Origin of the sequence: Desulfosporosinus cupriresistens, assembly GCF_001707885.1 — a bacterium.
In the GTDB taxonomy this organism is placed as follows: domain Bacteria; phylum Bacillota; class Desulfitobacteriia; order Desulfitobacteriales; family Desulfitobacteriaceae; genus Desulfosporosinus.
On record NZ_MASS01000005.1, the window covers coordinates 16,109 to 35,632 of the forward strand.

General features: G+C 45.6%; 23 protein-coding genes. 1 reads left to right on the forward strand and 22 read right to left on the reverse strand.

The window, feature by feature from the left end:
• Positions 1-176 precede the first annotated feature (176 nt).
• Entirely contained in the window at positions 177-335 is a 159-nt protein-coding gene (locus DSBG_RS22830; protein ID WP_176716151.1) for a hypothetical protein, read from the forward strand.
• 24 nt (positions 336-359) lie between these two features.
• On the opposite strand, the gene selA is transcribed toward DSBG_RS22830, so the two are convergent.
• The 22 genes from selA to fliR all read right to left on the reverse strand — a co-directional run bounded on the left by selA (position 360) and on the right by fliR (position 19,377).
• Positions 360-1,784, reverse strand: a complete 1,425-nt coding sequence (gene selA / locus DSBG_RS02980) for an L-seryl-tRNA(Sec) selenium transferase (protein WP_083236704.1) — start codon at positions 1,782-1,784, stop codon at positions 360-362.
• A gap of 150 nt (positions 1,785-1,934) precedes the next feature.
• Entirely contained in the window at positions 1,935-2,084 is a 150-nt protein-coding gene (locus tag DSBG_RS22835; RefSeq protein ID WP_176716152.1) for a hypothetical protein, read from the reverse strand.
• 247 nt (positions 2,085-2,331) lie between these two features.
• The gene (locus DSBG_RS02990; protein ID WP_068962742.1) at positions 2,332-2,925 is read right to left on the reverse strand and encodes an adaptor protein MecA; all 594 of its coding nucleotides are present in this window, start codon (positions 2,923-2,925) and stop codon (positions 2,332-2,334) included.
• 243 nt (positions 2,926-3,168) lie between these two features.
• Complete coding sequence (locus DSBG_RS02995; RefSeq protein ID WP_068962743.1) at positions 3,169-3,615, reverse strand: hypothetical protein; 447 nt, start codon at positions 3,613-3,615, stop codon at positions 3,169-3,171.
• A gap of 215 nt (positions 3,616-3,830) precedes the next feature.
• Entirely contained in the window at positions 3,831-4,460 is a 630-nt protein-coding gene (locus tag DSBG_RS03000) for a lytic transglycosylase domain-containing protein (RefSeq protein WP_068962744.1), read from the reverse strand.
• Between the two features lie 55 nt (positions 4,461-4,515).
• Positions 4,516-4,695: a CheW domain-containing protein gene (locus tag DSBG_RS03005; protein WP_068962745.1), complete on the reverse strand. Its 180-nt coding sequence runs from the start codon at positions 4,693-4,695 to the stop codon at positions 4,516-4,518.
• A 2-nt stretch (positions 4,696-4,697) separates the two neighbouring features.
• On the reverse strand, positions 4,698-5,441 hold the full coding sequence (locus DSBG_RS03010; protein WP_068962746.1) for a flagellar hook-basal body protein: 744 nt from the start codon (positions 5,439-5,441) through the stop codon (positions 4,698-4,700).
• Positions 5,442-5,504: 63 nt separating this feature from the next.
• On the reverse strand, positions 5,505-5,903 hold the full coding sequence (gene flgB / locus DSBG_RS03015; RefSeq protein WP_068962747.1) for a flagellar basal body rod protein FlgB: 399 nt from the start codon (positions 5,901-5,903) through the stop codon (positions 5,505-5,507).
• Positions 5,904-5,908: 5 nt separating this feature from the next.
• Entirely contained in the window at positions 5,909-6,700 is a 792-nt protein-coding gene (locus DSBG_RS03020) for a flagellar hook-basal body protein (RefSeq protein ID WP_068962748.1), read from the reverse strand.
• Positions 6,701-6,742: 42 nt separating this feature from the next.
• Positions 6,743-7,558 (reverse strand): flagellar hook-basal body complex protein, encoded by an 816-nt coding sequence (locus DSBG_RS03025; RefSeq protein WP_068962749.1) that lies wholly within the window; start codon positions 7,556-7,558, stop codon positions 6,743-6,745.
• Between the two features lie 134 nt (positions 7,559-7,692).
• A complete protein-coding gene (locus DSBG_RS03030) occupies positions 7,693-8,214 on the reverse strand; it encodes a flagellar hook capping FlgD N-terminal domain-containing protein (protein ID WP_068962750.1) in 522 nt (173 codons plus the stop codon).
• 11 nt (positions 8,215-8,225) lie between these two features.
• Positions 8,226-9,809 carry a flagellar hook-length control protein FliK gene (locus tag DSBG_RS03035; RefSeq protein WP_068962751.1) on the reverse strand — a complete coding sequence of 528 codons (1,584 nt, stop codon included), beginning with the start codon at positions 9,807-9,809 and terminating at the stop codon, positions 8,226-8,228.
• Between the two features lie 74 nt (positions 9,810-9,883).
• The gene (locus DSBG_RS03040; RefSeq protein ID WP_068962752.1) at positions 9,884-10,636 is read right to left on the reverse strand and encodes a FliA/WhiG family RNA polymerase sigma factor; all 753 of its coding nucleotides are present in this window, start codon (positions 10,634-10,636) and stop codon (positions 9,884-9,886) included.
• A 202-nt stretch (positions 10,637-10,838) separates the two neighbouring features.
• Positions 10,839-11,231, reverse strand: coding sequence for a hypothetical protein (locus DSBG_RS03045; protein WP_068962753.1), 393 nt, complete (start codon positions 11,229-11,231; stop codon positions 10,839-10,841).
• Complete coding sequence (locus DSBG_RS03050; RefSeq protein WP_068962754.1) at positions 11,231-11,713, reverse strand: chemotaxis protein CheD; 483 nt, start codon at positions 11,711-11,713, stop codon at positions 11,231-11,233. Before DSBG_RS03050 ends, DSBG_RS03045 begins: the two co-directional genes overlap by 1 nt.
• On the reverse strand, positions 11,710-12,306 hold the full coding sequence (locus DSBG_RS03055) for a chemotaxis protein CheC (protein WP_068962755.1): 597 nt from the start codon (positions 12,304-12,306) through the stop codon (positions 11,710-11,712). The genes DSBG_RS03050 and DSBG_RS03055 overlap by 4 nt, the downstream gene beginning before the upstream one ends.
• A 3-nt stretch (positions 12,307-12,309) precedes the next feature.
• Positions 12,310-12,960, reverse strand: coding sequence for a flagellar brake protein (locus DSBG_RS03060; protein ID WP_068962756.1), 651 nt, complete (start codon positions 12,958-12,960; stop codon positions 12,310-12,312).
• Positions 12,961-13,093: 133 nt separating this feature from the next.
• Positions 13,094-13,948, reverse strand: a complete 855-nt coding sequence (locus DSBG_RS03065; RefSeq protein ID WP_068962757.1) for a MinD/ParA family protein — start codon at positions 13,946-13,948, stop codon at positions 13,094-13,096.
• Positions 13,941-15,101 (reverse strand): flagellar biosynthesis GTPase FlhF, encoded by a 1,161-nt coding sequence (gene flhF / locus DSBG_RS03070; RefSeq protein WP_068962758.1) that lies wholly within the window; start codon positions 15,099-15,101, stop codon positions 13,941-13,943. The genes DSBG_RS03065 and flhF overlap by 8 nt, the downstream gene beginning before the upstream one ends.
• Positions 15,091-17,160: a flagellar biosynthesis protein FlhA gene (flhA, locus tag DSBG_RS03075; RefSeq protein WP_068962759.1), complete on the reverse strand. Its 2,070-nt coding sequence runs from the start codon at positions 17,158-17,160 to the stop codon at positions 15,091-15,093. The genes flhF and flhA overlap by 11 nt, the downstream gene beginning before the upstream one ends.
• 388 nt (positions 17,161-17,548) lie before the next feature.
• Positions 17,549-18,601: a flagellar biosynthesis protein FlhB gene (flhB, locus tag DSBG_RS03080; protein WP_068962760.1), complete on the reverse strand. Its 1,053-nt coding sequence runs from the start codon at positions 18,599-18,601 to the stop codon at positions 17,549-17,551.
• Positions 18,598-19,377: a flagellar biosynthetic protein FliR gene (fliR, locus tag DSBG_RS03085; RefSeq protein ID WP_068962761.1), complete on the reverse strand. Its 780-nt coding sequence runs from the start codon at positions 19,375-19,377 to the stop codon at positions 18,598-18,600. The genes flhB and fliR overlap by 4 nt, the downstream gene beginning before the upstream one ends.
• Positions 19,378-19,524 lie beyond the last annotated feature (147 nt).

Below are 19,524 nucleotides of genomic sequence, written 5' to 3' on the forward strand. Positions count from 1 at the left end.
ATTCGAAATCGCAATTCTTCAGGTATCACCGGCTTGACTAGGCCGATAACGACAGGTAAGCAACAAGGCGACGCAACCGAGAACCGCCCCTAGTTACATCAACGCAAATTGTCCCCATCCGACCCAAGCCAGAGGAAGTTTCTTAGCTTAGCGAGCACTTTAGCGGAATTGCGTCAATGAGAGCAGTCGATAAGGCGTTAAGAAACGCAACGGTTCACATGCAGAAAAGCCCAGAGGTTTTGCGTTTTAGCCTTAGCGACAAGCGAATAGCAAATGCAGCGTGTGCGATCACGATAGTCTCCAGTGGAGAGTATCGCCGAAGCCGTGATCCCTAAAGGAATACCTACCGGCGTAGGATGCTAAGAAACTTCCTCCCCCCAGTCTTCTAAACGCCGTACAATTTCTGCAATGTCCCCACTCAACAAAGTTCGACCATCAATAAGCACCCAATCTTTATGAATTCGAGTCAGAATAGCCACCGGACCTAGACGCAAAAATTTCTCTAACTCAATGACACTTCCACTCTTTGGACGGATGGCACACACCCAAGTTGGGAGCCCAACTGTGGGCCATGCCCCACCACCCACCTGAGAGACATCTTCTTTCAACTCTGCGACAATGGCCTGATTCGACTGCAACGCTGCTCCAAGCTCAAACGCGACCGATTTCAAAGTATCCAGAGGGAGGGAGAGCATTCTCCAAACGGGGATATCAGCTACCCCTCCATTTTCATATAAACGCAGGGTCCCTTCGAGGGCTGCTAAGGTCAATTTGTCAACCCTCAACGCCCGAGTCAATTGATTCGCCCTCAAACGTTCGATAAACGCTCGCTTGCCCACGATAATCCCAGCCTGTGGACCGCCAAGTAATTTGTCTCCACTAAAGGTCACGAGGGAAAGCCCGGCCTTAACCGTTTGCTCAATAGTCGGTTCGATAGGAAATCCAAGACTTGACCCATCAAGAAAACTTCCACTTCCTAAATCTTCCATGACAGGCAAACCTCGCTTTTCACCGAGCTTCACCAACTCTGTTCCCGAAACGGAATGAGTAAATCCCTCAACCCGGTAATTGCTAGTATGTACCTTTAAAATCAGAGCCGTTTCAGGTCCGATTGCTGCTTCGTAGTCTCTAAGCCAAGTCTTATTCGTTGCTCCAACTTCGATAAGTTTTGCCCCCCCGGCTTTTAAAACCTCAGGAATCCGAAATGATCCGCCAACTTCCACCAGTTCGCCACGTGAAACAATGACTTCTTTCCCTTGGGCAAACGTATTCATCATCAAAAGAACCGCTGCAGCATTATTGTTAACCACCATAGCCGCTTCTGCCCCAGTCAGACGACAGAGTAGCGGTTCAACATGAACATAACGCGATCCCCGCTCCCCGGACTCAATATTCAACTCAAGATTACTGTACCTTTCAGCTTGTTCGGCAACATAACGTGCGACCTCTGGTACAAGTAAAGCCCTACCGCAATTCGTATGTAAAACGACGCCAGTGGCATTAATAACACGCCGCAAACTAGTTTTTGGATGGGTCAGCTCCTGTAAGAGCTGGCTTTTCAACCATACCCAGAGGGAAGATTCCGACTCAGCAAAGGAATCCGAAAAATTTCGATTGACATTTTCTCTTGCTTTTTGGAGAACCTGTCGAACGCCCTGCGTTAAACGAGGTAACTGCCTTTCATTCGTCAAAAACGGACTGAATTCCGCTTCGTATTCCAGCCGAGAAATCACTTCGTGAACAGCAGGAAGTGCCCTTAACCGCTTTTGTTTCTCTTGATCCACCGATTGCCACTCCTTATAGGCCATAACGATTATCGACCAATTTTCTATAATCCGACCCGCACACTTTTTAGGATTTCGACATCACGATTGGCATATGATAATAACAACACATAAGTTACTTCGAGGAGGTATTTGATGTCCAAGCTCAGTTCAACCCCCCCACTTAAGCAACCAACTCGTCAGGCTATTATTATTCCCTTCGATAGGCTCTCTCTCACAAAAGAACAGTTCCAGCCCTGCATCTTTTGCGGTAAAACCATAAAAGTCCATAAGTTTAAAGGTAAAGCCGTTTGTATCCATTGTCTACGACAAATTCCAGCTATCTTTTCCTGTGGGTAAGATCCATTCTCTCTAAACTGGACTTAACGAAAATTCACTTCAGTTGGAGTTTATAACTCCAACTGAAATTTGGCGAATTCAACAGGAGCTTAAACTTTACTTATCTACATATAATATGTATAAATGAAACATGGTGGTGGCTAACCATCGAAAATAAGAAAAGGGAAGCAACATTTGCTTCCCTTTTTCTTATTCCTACCTTCTCCATTTAGCTGAGTGAAGGCTTATTGAAAGAAGCATTAAGCGTTTGCACAGCCTTTACTGGGATGATAATTTTCCCGTGTTCAGACAGGAAAACACCCGTCGTGGCTACAATTTCTCCGTATTCATCCAGGATTGCCTCTGCCAAAAGTCTTTTTTTACCTGTTCCCATACGGTTCAAGACAAGGTAGTACTCTTCTTCAAATTCAAAAAGGCCTGAACGCAGTTGATTAAATTCAGGTAAGCGCCGCACTGCGGATAAGACATCTTCAAAGTCGGCAAACGCATAAACTAATTCTGTCACACGACCTTTAGAGGACTTACGAGCGGCCTTATCCTTAATTAACCCCTCGATTTGTTCTTCCTGCTTCATGATCGTGATCACAAACTCGTCATTCGTCGCCACAGTTGCCTGAATCCAAAAGGGCTGATCTAAATTAAACTCTACTTCTTCTCTTGCCTGCGCGATGAGTTCCCAAAACAATTGTTCCGTCTTCGCTGATCGTTGAAATAGATCAGCCATCGTAATATCCCTGTCAGTTAGTTCTGTCAAGGAGATAAAGATGCGGATGGTATGCTCGTTAACTTTTTGAACACGCATATCCCCACTCTCCTTTCCGCATCATGTTCTTACCCTATCTTATTCCCATTATAGCATATTACGCCATAACTTTTTTTGTGAAATCGGAGTTTCAGCTTAATTTTCTTAACCAATCTGAATTAAGACTATATTCCAGCTTCCCAAGCCAATCTTTTCACCATAGAAAAAGTTAAAAGGTCAGTCCCAACCTCAAAAAAAGTACTCACTCTTACCTAGTACCCCTATTTTAGTAGAATTTGCTTCCTAAAGCAAATTTCCTACAAGCTCACAGCGCACAACCTCTCGACGCTGCGGGAGATACATCAGCTTTACCGTGTCTTCCACCTTAATTTGCTCATACACAATTTTGTCGACATAGAACTGTTCTTGTTTTGAACCACTACGAACATCTAAGACATAGGACCTTGATCCTGAATCATAGGCTTTGCCCTGAACTGAGCCCTGGATAAAACCTGGTTGAGCTAACCAATCTGGCTGGGAAAAAAATAATAGTGCTGTGTAAATTGCTAAAACCCCAGCCCAGATTAAAACTTTCCCCGTCAGCAACAAAAAACCCCAAGCATCGCGTTCATAACGCCACATCTTCAGGATTTTCCAACCTAATCGAGAGAGAACGCCCCCCCATATCAAAAAGAGTACGATCATATTCGGCCACGTCGTACTCCATAGATAACGATAGTAGTCTATCATTTTTTACCTCTTGAGTCCCCTATTCCACTTTAACGATCTGTTCTTTGCCAGCACCACAGCTCGGACAAACTTTAGGACGGCAACGGCCGTAACACTTCTTAAGTTAAGCAGATTCTATATATTTTTTATGCTAAAGTCAACATTTCTTAGTAATTATAAGGGACTCAACATTCAGGTATAATCCCTATCATTTATGGGCTACGGCCTAGTGGATTCTACGCTTCCCAATCCTTTTGGTTCATCCCTGCCATAATCTTCTGCACGTAGGCCTGAGTTTCCTTATACGGAGGGACTCCCTGATATTTATCAACCGCCCCAGGCCCAGCATTATAAGCTGCTAAGCTCAACGGAACATTTCCTTGGAACCGATCGAGCAAATCTTTTAAGAAATGCGTTCCCCCATCTAAGTTTTGTGTCGCGTCGTAGGCGTTTTGCACTCCATAAGAAGCCGCCGTCCCTGGCATCAACTGCATCAAGCCCATCGCACCGGCTGGTGACGTTGCCTTCGTATTAAACCCTGATTCTGCTTTGACCACCTGCTGAATTAGGCTTGGATCAACCTCATATTTTTGGGCCATCAACTTAATAACATTTCCTAGAGAACCAACACTTTCACCCTTCACCTGATCCACAGAGACTCCGGGATAGCCGTTGACCTGCGCTACAGCTTGGGAAGCATTCGTCCCGCCTCCCAGAGCCGCTTGAAGTAAAGTAGCAAAAAGCAGCGAGCTTGAATTACCTATTCCCTCAGCTGCAGACGACCCACCCTGTTCCGATTGAGCGGTCTGCCAAGCAGCATTCATTTGTTGAGCTTGCAATAAGAGAAATATTTGGGCAACATTCATTCCAGTCAACCTCCTTTCACTGTCTCTAAATAGGTCTCCGAAAGAGCAAATAGCTCTACCTTGCAGTGATTTGACTTAGTATCTGGAATTCGCTACTTTCCAAGATCTGTTCCGGAATAAGTTGGATGATCATCCTTTCCGGAAGATTTACGATTCCCGTGATAAAGGAAGCGGTAACCAGTGGCGGGGGTGGGTCAAACAACGACTTGAACCGCCATCCTGACACATCCTTCACAACTATATCTTCCCGACCTCATTCACTGCCTTTCCTAACATCTCATCTTGAGTCTGAATCACTCTTTGATTTGCTTCATAGGCTTTCATAACGGACATTATTTGAACCATTTGTCCTGAAAGGTCGACATTAGATGCTTCAACCGCTCCCTGTCGAATTTGTGCCCCAACCGAAACTTGAACCGGTTGAGTCGCCCTATATAATGATTGTCCCTCACGTTGCAACGCATCTTCCGGAATCTCTACAACCCGCAAGCGATCGAGACTTAGTCCATGATCAATAATTGTGCCATCTGAGCTTACTTTAAAATCAGAACTAAGCGGCCCTATTGGGCCATTTACTCCCAGCACAGCAAACCCGTCGGGAGTTTGAAGCATCCCATCGGCATTTCTCTGGAAATGCCCATTACGCGTAAAGCGTTCTCCTGCCGGCGTTTGGACCACAAAATATCCTGGTGTACTTAAGGCAAAGTCCGTATTAATATCCGTCGTATCTAAAGATCCTTGAACGTTTGACAGAGTGAGACGATCAACTCCTAACCCCGTCCCCATCCCACCAACCGCTACAACTTCAGAAGCTTGGTTTCCTCCCATACGTTGAATCAGCATCGAAGGGAAAGAAATATTACTAGCAAGCTCTTCTTTATAACCCGGTGTCTTCACATTGGTAACATTATCCCCAATAACTTCGCTTTGTGTTTGCGCGGCCAACATTCCTGTGGTTGAAGTGTATAATCCTCGTATCATGCTTACCCCGCCTTTGTTAATTACTTCGAGTTCTAATCGTCGAAGAATTTCTTGGGATTGCCCTTACTTTAAAACCATCCGGAGCAATCCTAGTTGAGAAGATATAGTACGAGTAAGGGAATTGTAGTACAGCCCATTTTCAGCTACATTGGACATCTCTTGGTCGACATCCACGTTATTCCCATCATTACGCAATGAAGTTGAATAATCCGTCTCAATCCCCGAACCATCGCCTTCACCAATACCGCGGATGTGCTTAGGAGCCGTCAGCTTCATGGGCAAGCCTGTACTCTTTTCTCCTAAGGCAGCGCCAAGAACCTCTTGGAAATCAACATCTGAACGTTTAAACTGCGGGGTATCTATATTGGCAACGTTATTAGATAACACCTTCTGCCTCATACTCGAAGCATCCAGTCCTTTCTGCAAAACGTTTAATACTGGCCCATCTAACCAACCGAACATTCTCCTTACCTCCTCAAGGCATTAGCAATGCCCCACATCTGATCACCGTCCTGAACCAACCTGGCATTCACTTGATAAGCTCGCTGGACTTGCATAAGATCCGTCATTGAGGTAGCCAAGTCGACATTTGATTGTTCTAAAGACTGACCGCGAATAGTTCCAAGTACCAGATTACCGGCTGTGGTGTTGCCTGGTTGTCCAACCTGTGGTTCGCCTGAATTAACAGTCGGCACAAAGAGATTGTTCTCTTTTCTTAGTAACCCCTCAGGATTCTGAAAACCTACCAAAACAATCTGCCCGAATGTCATATTTTCTCCATCGCTAACTCCGGTTATATCACCATTCGCAGCAACTGCCACTTCCGTAGCCCCTGAAGGAATCAAACCATTCGTTTGGACAATATTTCCCTGCATATCAGAAAGTTGCCCCGAACCATCTACTTGCATAGCTCCAACACGAGTATAGCCCATCGTTCCGTCAGGCGTCCTGACCTGAAAGAACCCCGCTCCATCTATCCCCAGATCTAAAGAACGATCCGTTTGGGTAAGCGTGCCTTGTTGAAAATCCGTTCCAATGCCATTACACACTATCCCAGACCCTAAGTCTAGAGTAGTTACGTCAGTTTTTCCTCCGGTTTTTTTGTTCCTGTAAAGTACCTCTGTCGACAAAGCCTCAGCGAAATCCACCTGATTCGCTTTAAATCCCAGTGTATTCACATTAGCTATGTTATTTCCTATGGTATCGATCGCTACCTGCTGCGCACGGATCCCCGACGCAGCTGTTCCTATTAAGCGCATGAGGCAACCCTCCGTCTTCTCACAATGAAGTTAAAGCTCGTATTATGAGCGTTTGAGGTTAATTAGTTCTTCTAAGAGGGAGTCTGAAACTGTAATCACGCGTGAGTTCGCTTGGAAGCCACGTTGGGCAATGATCATATCCGTAAATTCCGAAGATAGGTCAACATTAGACATTTCTAAATTGCCTGAAGATAACGTCGTTCCTGAGGGATAGTTGGTGGTGGTACCACCAAAGATGTTAATTGTCCCGGAATTGTTTGAAGGTAAATAATAGCTTCCACCAATACTTAGCAAGCCAGTATCATTCGGAAACGTCGCAAGCTGAATATATTGTGGGTTTGTACTACTTGTACCTGCCGAATCAACCTCTGTAATCGCTCCCATAGAATCAATGGTAAAGCTTGCAGTACCTGCCGTAATTTGAATCGGGGTACCGGTGTCATCCAATACCTTTGAGCCTGCTGCATCAACTAAGTAATTATCACTATCTTTATGGAAGGCACCCGCACGCGAATAGACTGTTTGCGAACCTTGCTGTAAAGCAAAAAAGCCAGGCCCATTGATCATCAAATCTGTACCAACTCCCGTAGACGATGCACTTCCCTGGGTCATCATTTGATCAATAGAGCTGAGAGAGGCTCCCAGTCCAACCTGAATCGGGTTCGTCCCTCCGTTCCCTCCTGAAGTGGCCGTCGATACGGATGCCCCCTGAAGAGTTTGACTCAGTGCAGTAGCAAACGTCGTCCTGCTCTTTTTAAAACCCGTTGTGTTGACATTAGCAATGTTATTGCCAATAACATCCATCTTGATTTGATGATTCTTTAATCCCGAAACTGCTGAATATAACGAACGCATCATAATCCATATTCCTCCTCTTTGTATTTTAGTGACCACGAAAAACAGACTTTTATGTTATCCGACGCCTAACCGCCGCTGGCTAAAGTTCAGGCTATACATCTCCTAATGTTAAAAACTCCCTTAGGAAAGTTTCATTATGCAGCCCCCGCTGCAGTATCTGTAGTAGTATCTGTAGTAGTATCTGTAGTACTAGTCTGTTGATCCTGAACCGATGTAATCATTCCTAACTCCAAATCCACAAGATTTCCATCCGCCTTACGAACTTGCAACTTAGGATCGCCATCAAGCCACTTCGCAGCTTCAACGGTTCCCTCAATGGTAGTCTCTCCATCCGTATCCACCCCGCTCACCCATTTGCCGATCATAGCTGCCCCTTGTGAGAGTGAAGATAGTTGGGACTGATAGGTCATAGTTGCGTTCAAGGCGTCCATGGATGTAGAGATATTGGTCATCTGCTCCAAAGCGCTGAACTGAGCCAATTGGGCAATCGACTCTTTGCTATCCGTTGGATTCAAGGGATCCTGATTTTGCATCTGAGCCACTAATAACTGGAGAAAATCGTCTTTCCCTAGCGAATTACCAGAGGTTGTATTAGTATTTTTCGTTGTACTCGCTGTATTGGCTGTAGAACTTGTCCCACTAATTGTGTTACTCATGTTATTGCCTCCTAAGCCGTGACATTAATCCGGTTGCTCTCTTCCTGTTCAAGAGAGGGGTTGGTGACTGACATTAGGTCTTCATCCTCATTAAGATTAGAGCCTTGCTTGAAAGTCCTTTGTGAAGCATCCCTTTGAGGATTCTTTTGCTGATCGCCACCTTGTCCCATTTGCAGCGAACCACAGTTCACACCCTGACTAGTAAGAGTGTGACGCAAATCCGAAAGTTGGTTCTGAAGAATCTGGCCAGTTGCTGCTTCAGAAGCGTGTACCTGTAGATGGACCCGCCCATTCTCCCAGTGTATATTGATTTGGATTTTACCTAAATCTTCAGGATGCAGCTGAATGTCCAGTTGTTTCAAATCCTGAGACCTGCTCTTAACTTGCTCACGAAGTACGGTGGAAATCTGTTCCCATACCGGAATAGCGACTGTTTTTCCGTCTGCAAGGTTCACCGCAATCATGTTGCTTGCAACCCCAAAACCAGCGCTTGAATTCTGATTATTCACATCTTTTACCCCGGAAAGTTCACTGGAGTGGGTGTCCTCTCCCTCTTGTAAACCTACTCCAGCAGATTTCTGCTGAGAATTGGTAAGCAAGGCTGTATTTTTCGCTGGCATTTTGACGGTGTTAAAGTCAGTTTCCTTCAATTGTTTTATGAAGGGTTCCGAACTCCCTTGTATTTCATTCATTCGTTGAGACGCTTTTGCCTCGTTAGTCCCTTGACTTAGGATAGGGTTTAGGGCTGCTGCCAGCAACGTGACTGCCTTTGCCTTTAACGCCGGGCTACCTGTACCAATCCCTGGGGTTAAATCGTCAAGCAACGATTGAATTTCTTTGCTTTCTAAATTTAAAGGATTCCCTTTGGGAGATGAAACCAGATCGTCTTTAGCCACGTCGTCCGTAGCCGTCACCCACCCCTGAACAACCCTCATCATTTCCTGATAAAGATTCCGGTTTGGGGAGTTCTCTGAATCTTCCCTGCTTAATGGACTCCCTATTGGAGAGGCTTCTGAGATATCTCCAGAGAGTGCCCCTAAAAGATTTGCTATAACCTGTCTATATTTATCCAACTCCGTGATTCCAGGGTTAGCCCCCTGAGGTTTAGGCGTCGTCATCCCTGACTGCGCAGAAACCTCATCTGATACCAGAGAAAGTAGATTCAACATAGCTGATCCAAGATTGATGCCCGAAACAACGGGTGCCTTAGCCAAAGTTGAATTAGTAAGTGATAAATTCTCATCTCCCTGGCTCACAACGTCTCCGGAATTGGCCTCCTTGCCTGCCGGAAGATCACTCTGCAGCATAGGCTGCGAAACAAATGAAAGCGCAAAATTACCGTACCCTAGCATACTCTGATTCTGTACGCTTTGCACAGGATTATCAGTACTCTGTTTTTCTTCTGATTCTTGGCCTGCTGTAGAGGAGTTCTGCCCTTTCGAATCTGCGTGTAAATTCATAGAGCTACCAAGCATCGCAGCAAACGCTACAGCAGCGTCAGAGCTGTCTGCCACATCTTTTCCCTTAAGAGTTAGTGTCTTTTCCAATTTATTTCCACCCTTGAGGGTATCCGAAAGGACATTAATACCCGCCACTTCTTTCACCTCCTACGTAGACTTCTATTGTCTATATCGGCAAAATCCTAATAAAACATTAGCACGATTATTTTCTACAGTAAATTCTTCTTTTGACGGCTAAACCTGCTACGCAAGCGCAGGATCGCTTGAGAATGGAGTTGACAAATCCTAGATTCAGAGAGTTTTAAAACTGCTGCAATCTCTTTTAAGGTGAGTTCTTCTTGGTAATAAAGCGCAACCACTAACTTTTCTTTATCAGGCAATTTTTCCACGGCTTCAGCAAGGATCTTTTCTTGTTCCTCATTCTCTATCGCTTGAAACGCTTCTTGGGCTTCATGGTCCATGAGTAAATTAAGTGGCGTGCCGCTACTATCTCCTTCATGATCTGTGGTAGTTTCATCGAATGAGATCAGAGTTAAGAGCTGGGCTTGGGCTAGAACCCCTTCGATTTCCTTCACTTCTACCTTAAGTAAATCCGCCACTTCTTCCGCAGTGGCCACCCGTCCCAGCCGGTATTCCAATTCAACAAACCCATCTTGAACCCGTTTCACTTTCTGCCTTGCTGAATGAGGAACCCAATCCATAATTCGTAATCCATCAATCATAGCTCCACGAATACGGATCGAAGCATACGTTTCGAATTTAACCCCCCGGGCGGCTTCGAACCGTTCCAAGGCATCCAGCAACCCAAAGACCCCATAGCCGATGAGATCATCCTCGTCAATATGAGGCGGAAGAGACATTGCTAAACGACCCGCAAGGCGCTTGACCATAGGCAAGTATCGTTCGATCTGTTCTTGTTTCAACGGTCCTCGCGAAGCAGATTCATAAGCTTTCGGTACCAAGTCTTACTCCCCCCCTAATCGATGTTCGATATTCGATGTTCGTGGTTCGAAAATTGCAAACTAAAATGTCGCAAATCGTACATTTCGCTCCTTAACAAGGACAACTATACTTCAGATTAAGATTGAAGCTTCACTAAAATGAGTTTTCTTAATATACTACGCCGAAATCTCAAAAGCAGTTGTTCGAATATCGAACCTCGAATTATTCCCAGCCCATACGGCGCACTATTTCCGCTTGTCGCTCACTGTCCGGCAGTCCTGCGCTTAAATCCTGATCAACCTGGCCTGGAAATCTTGAGTCTTGTACCGGTGACGTGTGGAGTTGATCATCTCCGACAGAGATATCAATAAACCCTCCCCGCCCGGAATCCGAATGCTCATCTTCGGGTTTTGGGGGTGCAGTCCTTTCAAACAAGCTATAAGTTCCGACCATTAAGAGATATATAACCCCAAATGAAACCCCAGCCCTAACAATTAAGTCGAAGATCCTCACCCCATTGAGCCAGCTAAGTAACACAACAATAAACGTTGTTATTATGGCAAGACGCAAAGCCCAGACCTGAAACAGTTTACTTTCACTATGTTGAACGGACATCAAATCACCTTTTCGCCATGCTTAATTGTTCGAATACGCAATTCCCCGGTCCCAACATCAAAATGAATTGTGCGCCCAAAACTTCCTCCGATATCAGCAATCAGAAGCGGAATTCCATTTTTCTTCAATTCTTGCTCTACAGCTTCGGCATTGCGTTCCCCGATCTTAAGAACTGGGGGTTTTCCTGGAAAAGAAAACATCTGAGCGCCACCTGCCATTTTCGCTCTCAGACGAGAACTCACTGCTCCCATACTAGCAATCTCTTGAAGTAATAACACAAGAGCAGTATCTGCATATTTTGCCGGATTTCCCCCTAAACTCCCACTAGCTGACGGAAGCATAATGTGAGCCATCCCCCCTACTTTCAGATGCGGGTCATGAATGCAAATACCAATACAAGAGCCTAACCCGGCAGTTAACAAAATATCAGGAGATCTGGCCGTTTTAAAATCAGCCATCCCGACACTGATCACACCATTCATACTCCTATTGCTCCTAACAACTTTTTTAAGGACCCATCGTCTGGTAAAAAGATAAATTGCCCTTTAATCTTAGGGATTCCAGAGAGCTGCGTATCGATAAACAACACCGTGTCGTCAAGTAAGCCCTCTTCAAGAAAAATAGCATCTAAACTCGCCCCAATCATATCCACTGCTAACGCGGGCACGGAAGGCTGAAGGGGAATTCCCGAAAATTGGCTTAAGGAAATTAGAAAAGAGCTAACTAAGATGTTCCCAACTTCTTTCAAAGCCGATTGAGCCATCTCATTAGTATATAGATCCAGTGGTTCATCCATCCCAAACAGAGCTTGAACCACGATCTCAGCACTTTCTATTGGAAAGAAAAAAACAGCTTTTCCCGGAGCCTCCCCTTCAACTTTCACATAGATTGTAGCTTGAGGCGTATCAAGTTGACCTACTATGATGGAGACCTGTTCGAAGGGTACCGCCCAAACTTTTGGTACTGACATCTCAATCCTGCGTTGCAAAAGGGTGGACAAGGCTGTTGCCGCATGGCCTGACCCGATATTTCCGACTTCACGCAAGGCGTCAAGTTGGAACTGTGTAATCTCCATTTTTTATACCAACCCTTTCTTACGCATCGCCCTTTGGATATCAAAGACGCAGCGAATGACTCGATCTCGATCTCTCTCTAGGATCTCATGGAATTCTGTTGAAATACAGTATCGCTGGGGTTTGCTATCTTCTAGCTTTTCAGCCCGGCAAACAAGAACCGGGGCCCGCAAATCTCCGTTTGGCAAACCTACCTGAAAATAGAGTATCGATCTATTTTCCACACATTCCTCCGTCAAAAAGCGAATACCTCCACCACTTAAGTCGAGCATAGTTCCTTTATAACTGTCACTAAGACCCTCTTTGGTCACTGTTTGAAAGGTAATCGGGTAGAGAGCTGGAACTCGGACATAATTGCGGCGTTGGACCTTTAATATAGAATCCGGCAGCTCAAGAACAAATAAATGAATCGGAGCTGCAATTCGTTGCATAATCCTAGCCACAAACGAGTAGGCCGACACTTCATCCCAAAATATTAGTTTCACTTTTGTCCCTTCGCGCAGAGGGACCACCTCACCATGTTCGAACGGAGCGCCAACTGACAGAAGTCTTTCTCCCACCTCTTCAATTCGCGTCCGATATTTTCCTTCGTACTCGCCTTCCTGTACAATAAGCTCAGCTATCAGCCCAGGCAAAAGCTTCTTCTTATACGTCAAATCAATCACCCCTTTTTCGAAGTTCGATATTCGAAGTTCGTGGTTCGACTATTGATTATGTTCCTAGATAAGATCATCTAAAGATGCATCTAAAGCGAGTTTCCCTTAAGTGAATACTGATGTACTCTTAAAACTAACGTAATAGCTTACTCAAGAACCCCCGGATTCCGCCCGCTTGTCGAGGCGGTCTAAGATAAATCCCCGCAACTGTACCAGCAATCCACTGAATACAACGATAGGCTGGACTTTCAGGATAACTAATTCCCAGTGGTTCCTGCTGCATGACGGAGCGCCCCATGAGCGAGTCATCGTAAACCCAACCCATCAAATCAATCGACCCGTGTAAGAATTTGCGCACTGCAATTTCCAACCTTTTAAACGTCGCCCAGGCGTCTGCTTCTGTCCGTACCCGGTTAATAACCACATGAATCGGTACCTCGCCGACTTCTTTCTTCAAAGTTTTAAGTAAACCATAGGCATCCATTAACGCCGTAGGTTCCGGAGTGGTCACCATAATGATGTCATCCGCAGCCCGCAAAAAATTCGTCACTATATTCCCCAGCCCCGCCCCTGTATCAATAATCAATAGATCGGTCATTTTCTCCAGCCGTCCGAGATTGACTATGACATTCGATAATCTATCCCGTTCTAAATTCGCAAGCTCTTGAACACCAGACCCCCCCGGTATGATCCCTATACCTCGAGGACCGGTAAGCAGAATCTGTTCAATTGTCTTTTCTCCAGACAATAAATGCTCAATCGTATACCGTGCAGTAAGGCCAAAGGCAATATCTACGTTCGCGAGGCCCAAATCTCCATCGAGAATAACAATGCGTTGTCCATATTCAGCGAGCGCTAAGGCCAGGTTAACCGTGAAATTAGTTTTGCCCACGCCCCCTTTGCCGCTGGTTACGGCAATAACTCGCATTTTGTTATTGTTTTTTTCTCTATTGACCAACTCGCGCAATTCGCTCGCTTGATCATGCATTAGGCATCTCCTCCCCTAACGCATAGTAAGCCAAACGACTCGGCGTCGCGGCATCAATGTCGTCCGGGACATTCTGGCCGTTCGTTAAATAGGCCGTGGGGATTGTTGTCTGTTCCAAGAGATTGATTATGGATCCTGCACTCAATGTTTCATCTAACTTTGTAAAGATAAGATGTGTGGCGAGGGCTTCGAAACGTTTATAGATCTGAAGTTGATCGGAGGATTGCGTTGTTGCGCTCATAACAAGCATTGTGAAATCCGGTTTTGCTTTATCCAAAAAGGCACGTAATTCAGACATATGTAACTCGTGGTTGGGGCTTCGTCCTGCTGTATCTATAAAGATAAGTTCTTTATCCGCATGAAAATCGAGCGCCTCGCGTAATCCCGAAGGAGTCATCACGACTTCAACGGGTACCCCGATAATTTCGCCAAACGTCTTAAGTTGCTCCACTGCAGCAACTCGATATGTATCTGCCGTAATCAAAGCGACTTTGCGTTTATCAACAATACTAAATCCGGCCGCAAGTTTGCCGATTGTTGTCGTTTTACCCACTCCGGTGGGCCCGACCAAAGCGACAATCCGTGGCTTCTCAAGCCCTGGCTGTATCAACCCTGTCTGTCCGCATATTTGGCGAACATTTGCTTCAATCCGAGCGTACACCTGGAGATCATCGCCCCACTCAACTTCAGGCAGAGTTTTTTGCACTTGGCGTATCAGACACTTAACCAAGTTTTTATTTACTCCTCTGTTCTGTAAATGATCCGCCCATCTTTGAAGAATCGGAGGCCAATTACTTTTCTCTTCTCCGAGTCCTTCGATATGTTTATTCATTTTCTCCAGCATCAGACGCATATGCTGAAGTTCATCCTGAATGTCTCCGGATGGACCTTTGGTATCAGACACTGGCTCAGTACCTGGGAGCTTTACATCCTTGACATGATACGCATAATTAGGCGTTGGGGGTTTCACTGCTGCCACTGGATTTTCTTCAATAGCCGCTGTGATTTCCACTTTCAGTCTTCCAAATAAACCCAGAAAACCTCCTTCTCTGAACTCACGTGTCTGAAGGATGACCGCTTCTGACCCCAATTCCCGCTTCACTTTTCCCATGGTTTCGGCCACATTATCACCAACGAAACGCCTAACTCGCACGATTCATCCCCACCATTCCTACAGCTTGGATTTGTACTCCTTGGACTAACTCATTATATGAAAGAACCATAAGTTGTGGGAGTTGACGCTCCGTAACTCGTTTCAAATTGATTCTCACCAGCGGAGCACAAACAATTACTGGTGTAAACCCTTTAAGCGTAACCTTTTCGATCTCTCGTGTAAGATTTTGCACGAGCACTTGTAACATCTTCGGATCAAGCGCTAAAAAAGTGCCATAATCGGACGGTTGAATACTGTCGAGAATCTGCTGTTCAATCTGAGGATCTAGGGTGATCACCGGTAAAGTTTTATCTTTACCGACGAGCGGTTGTAAGATTTGACGAGCTAACGCCTGCCGGACATGTTCAGTCAAACGGTCCAAATCTTTTGTGCCTTGGGCCTGATCGGCAAGAGTTTCGAGAATCGACACCATGTCCCGTATCGAGACCCTCTCACGCAGCAGGTTCGCTAGAACCTTCTGCACTTGGCCCAAGCTTAGTAGATCTGGGATTAATTCATCCACCACAGCAGGAGCTTGTTCCTTAGCATGGTCAATAAGAGATTTAACATCTTGACGATTGAGGATCTCCCAAGCCTGAGTTTTGATTACTTCTGTGATGTGTGTCGCCAGAACGGTCGGAGCATCTACTACCATCCACCCGCTCAGTTCCGCCTGTTCTCGGTACATCGCATTGATCCACTTAGCATCCAGCCCGAAGGCGGGCTCTTTTGTAGGAGTGCCCGGTATGCTATCATCGTCAAACCCACTGCTCATGGCCATGTAGTGGTCGGCCAGAATTTCACCTGTAGCAATTTCTGAGCCTCGTATTTTGATAATATATTGGTTTGGCTGCAGATTCATATTGTCGCGTACCCGTATCACTGGAACAATAAATCCCAGCTCGCTGGCTATTTGACGCCGGATAAGAACAATCCGATCCAGCAAATCTCCTCCTTGCTGAACATCGACTAAGGCGATCAGCGCATAACCCAGTTCGAGTTCCATATGGTCAATATACAAAAGGTTTAAGACATTTTCTGGTTTCTTGCTTTCTTCAATCTCCGATTCTCGAGCAGCCGCCGTCTCCTCGACAACCGATACCTTGGAGTTTCGTTGCAACATAACTCCTGCAGCGATTAAAGCAGCAGCAACGAGTAACATTGGCACTGGCGGTAAACCGAGAACAGCCAACAAGGTTAATACACCCGCTGTGATGAACAAGGCCTTGGGATTTCGAAACAGTTGTTTAGCTAAATCATTGCCTAAATTGCTTTCCGAAGCTGCCCGGGTAACAACTAGACCCGTAGCGGTAGAGATCAGGAGCGCCGGAATCTGAGAAACAAGTCCCTCCCCGATCGTTAGCAAGGTATATTTGTGGAGAGCGTCAAGCAAAGGCATCCCCTGCATTACGACACCAGCAATGAACCCTCCAATAATATTAATGAATAAAATGATAATAGCAGCAATGGCATCCCCTTTAACAAACTTAGTCGAACCATCCATTGCTCCATAAAAATCCGCTTCCTGTTGAATCGCTTTACGACGATCACGAGCCTGCTGTTCGGTTATCATGCCCGCATTGAGGTCAGCATCAATCGACATTTGCTTTCCCGGCATTGCATCCAAGGTAAAACGCGCCGCAACTTCGGAAACACGCTCTGCCCCTTTGGTGATCACGATAAATTGAACAAGGACCAAGATAATAAAGATAATAAAACCTACGACCGGATTTCCTCGAATGACAAATTCTCCAAACTGCTGAATGACCAGTCCAGCATGGCCGTCAAGGAGAATAAGACGGGTAGCTGAGACGTTCAACGACAAACGAAACAACGTTAGAGTTAGCAAAAGTGAAGGTAGAGCCGAAAATTCCAACGGGTCTTGGGCAAACACTGCCAACATCATCGTTAGAACCGATGCCGTAATATTCAAAGTAATTAAGATATCCAGAAACCCTGCGGGCAAAGGAACAACCATCATGACCACGATACCCACAATCCCCATTGCGGCTATAATGTCTGTATTATCTAGTAGTTTACGTTTCAACAAGATGGCCATTGGTGTTCCTCCTTTTAAGTTTGCCTTGCCTCTTGGCGGGAGGAAGTTTCTCTGCACGTTCGCACAAGCTGCATTCGCTATTCACTTGAGGCTAAAGCTAAAACGCAAAACCTCTGGGCTTTCTGCATGTGAACTGTTGCGTTTCTTAACGCTTTAACCTCCGCGCTCATTGACGCGAATTCCACTAAAGCGCTCTCTAAGCAGAGAAACTTCCTCTGGCTTGGGTCGACGGGATTAGGCTGTTCTTGATGCGTCGTCTGGGCTCAGCTACGGGTGGGACAGTTTTTTGTTGCATTTCAAGGGAGTGTGGCGCTGTTTGCGTTGTTGACGCAAAGTCGATTTATTAGGCTCTTGACACAAGCATGCATCGCGTGCAACTGGGGATATTTTATGCTCTTTTCCTTTTCTTTTTCAGCCGATAGACAAATGCCAGGACTTCGGCTACTGCTTTATAAAGATCCGCTGGAATTCCTTGCCCTATGTCTACTTGAGCATAGAGGGCTCGTGCCAGCGGCTTATTTTCCATAATCACAAGGTCATATTCTTTTGCCAGTTCGCGCATGCGCAGGGCGACTTGGTCTTGTCCTTTAGCGACCACGTAGGGTGCTTTATGAACATTTTGGTCATAGCGCAGGGCAACAGCAAAGTGGGTTGGGTTAGTGATGACAACATCTGCTTTTTTCATATCTTGCATCATCCGACTCATGGCCATGGCCCGTTGTCTCTTCTTAATCTCACTTTTAAGTTCGGGATTTCCTTCTGTTTGTTTATATTCCTGTTTTAATTCTTCGTGCGACATCCGCAAGTTCTTTTCATACTCCCACCGCTGATAGAGATAATCTAAAGCGGCTATACCTAAAAAAGAAATCGAGATCTTCCAGGCAAGTTCCATCAGGGCTTGACCTAGGAAAATAGCCCCTTGCCCAAGGTCTAGTTGCTGTAAAGCGGGATAGAGTTCAATCCGGTCTCTTATACTGGCATAAAGGTAATAACCAATGAGGATCACTTTGGTCAGGGATTTGGCCAATTCGACCCAAGCCTTAACGCCAAACATCCGTTTCGCGCCGCTGATCAGACTAATCCGGGAAAGTTGAGGTTTCATAGACTCTCCAGTAAAGAGGATTCCGACTTGGATATAATTCGCAGCTAAGGCAATCACTAATCCTGTGCCTAAAATAGGCCACATGATTTGGATTCCTTGCCAAAGAATGTTGGGCATCATACTTGATACCGAATGTTCGGTCCACTCTGTGGAGAGGCCTAAAACGTACGGAAAAAGTTGCTCCATGCGCTGCAACATATTCGGAATCCAGTATTTGAGAACGGCCACTAAGCTTAAGAGCATTAGTGCTGAAATTGCTTCCTGACTTTTAAAGACCTGGCCCTTTTTACGCGCGTCTTGTTTGCGCCTGGGCGTGGCTGCATGTTTTTTCTCGCTCACTGCTTCCACCCCTGATAAAGTTCTAGGAGCCAAGACATGTTCAGATTAAAAAGGTGCGATACGGCTTCCCCGAAAAAGGGAAGCGAGAGGAACAGAATGATAAATCCAAAAATAATCTTGACCGGAAAAACTACCGAAAAAATATTGAGTTGGGGTACTGTTCTAGATAAAAGTCCCACACCGACATCCGAAACCAGAAGGGCCCCAAAAACAGGTAAGGCCATTTGAATCGCTAAAGCAAACACATGGGCAACGAGTTGGGCGTAAAAGGCAAAATTACTGGGTAAGGTGGATGGGTTAAGGGGAATATAGGCATAACTCTTGACCATTGCAGCAATAAGATAGTGATGAGAATTGGTAGCCAGTAAAAGCATTGTGGCTAAAACCATCTGAAAATTACCCATCATCGGAGTTTGTACACCATAAACCGGGTCAATCGCGGCCCCCATAGTAAAACCCATTTGAAAATCAATTAGTTGCCCCGCCCCAACTAAAACGGCAGTCATAGTATATATTAGAAATCCAATGACTAGTCCCACCAAAACCTCCTTAATTACCACCGCTACATAGGGTAACAGTTCAAGAGGAATTGACGGTTTCGCCGCAGAAATCAAGGGATAGACAATCACTGACAAGCTTGCAGCCAAACCTAGCTTGACGACTCCCGGAACGCCTCGAGCGCCAAATACTGGAGCTAACATAATCATACCGGTCCAGCGGGATAAGATCAGGAGAAATAAAGAAAGGTTCCATTGGAGCAGTTCGGTCAGGCTCACATCTCTATACCCCCGTTTCGATGTTCGTGGATCGAAGTTCGATGTTCGAATCGAAGCGAACAGAGTTCGCACAATCATTTAAAATTTTGAGTTCAATTCCGTTCTTCGATTCGCAGAATCGAATTCAAGCCTCGCGCCTCGTGCATC

Excerpts from the sequence above, each read along its gene's own strand:
- DSBG_RS03010 (WP_068962746.1), bottom strand. The coding sequence starts at position 5,441 with ATGATACGAGGATTATACACTTCAACCACAGGAATGTTGGCCGCGCAA.
- flgB (WP_068962747.1), bottom strand. The coding sequence starts at position 5,903 with ATGTTCGGTTGGTTAGATGGGCCAGTATTAAACGTTTTGCAGAAAGGA.
- flhA (WP_068962759.1), bottom strand. The coding sequence starts at position 17,160 with ATGGCCATCTTGTTGAAACGTAAACTACTAGATAATACAGACATTATA.
- DSBG_RS22835 (WP_176716152.1), bottom strand. The coding sequence starts at position 2,084 with ATGGATACAAACGGCTTTACCTTTAAACTTATGGACTTTTATGGTTTT.
- DSBG_RS03025 (WP_068962749.1), bottom strand. The coding sequence starts at position 7,558 with ATGATGCGTTCGTTATATTCAGCAGTTTCGGGATTAAAGAATCATCAA.
- DSBG_RS03055 (WP_068962755.1), bottom strand. The coding sequence starts at position 12,306 with ATGGAGATTACACAGTTCCAACTTGACGCCTTGCGTGAAGTCGGAAAT.
- DSBG_RS03030 (WP_068962750.1), bottom strand. The coding sequence starts at position 8,214 with ATGAGTAACACAATTAGTGGGACAAGTTCTACAGCCAATACAGCGAGT.
- DSBG_RS03045 (WP_068962753.1), bottom strand. The coding sequence starts at position 11,231 with ATGTCCGTTCAACATAGTGAAAGTAAACTGTTTCAGGTCTGGGCTTTG.
- DSBG_RS03065 (WP_068962757.1), bottom strand. The coding sequence starts at position 13,948 with ATGCATGATCAAGCGAGCGAATTGCGCGAGTTGGTCAATAGAGAAAAA.
- DSBG_RS03020 (WP_068962748.1), bottom strand. The coding sequence starts at position 6,700 with ATGCGCTTAATAGGAACAGCTGCGTCGGGGATCCGTGCGCAGCAGGTA.
- DSBG_RS02990 (WP_068962742.1), bottom strand. The coding sequence starts at position 2,925 with ATGCGTGTTCAAAAAGTTAACGAGCATACCATCCGCATCTTTATCTCC.
- DSBG_RS22830 (WP_176716151.1), top strand. The coding sequence starts at position 177 with ATGAGAGCAGTCGATAAGGCGTTAAGAAACGCAACGGTTCACATGCAG.
- DSBG_RS03000 (WP_068962744.1), bottom strand. The coding sequence starts at position 4,460 with ATGAATGTTGCCCAAATATTTCTCTTATTGCAAGCTCAACAAATGAAT.
- DSBG_RS02995 (WP_068962743.1), bottom strand. The coding sequence starts at position 3,615 with ATGATAGACTACTATCGTTATCTATGGAGTACGACGTGGCCGAATATG.
- DSBG_RS03050 (WP_068962754.1), bottom strand. The coding sequence starts at position 11,713 with ATGAATGGTGTGATCAGTGTCGGGATGGCTGATTTTAAAACGGCCAGA.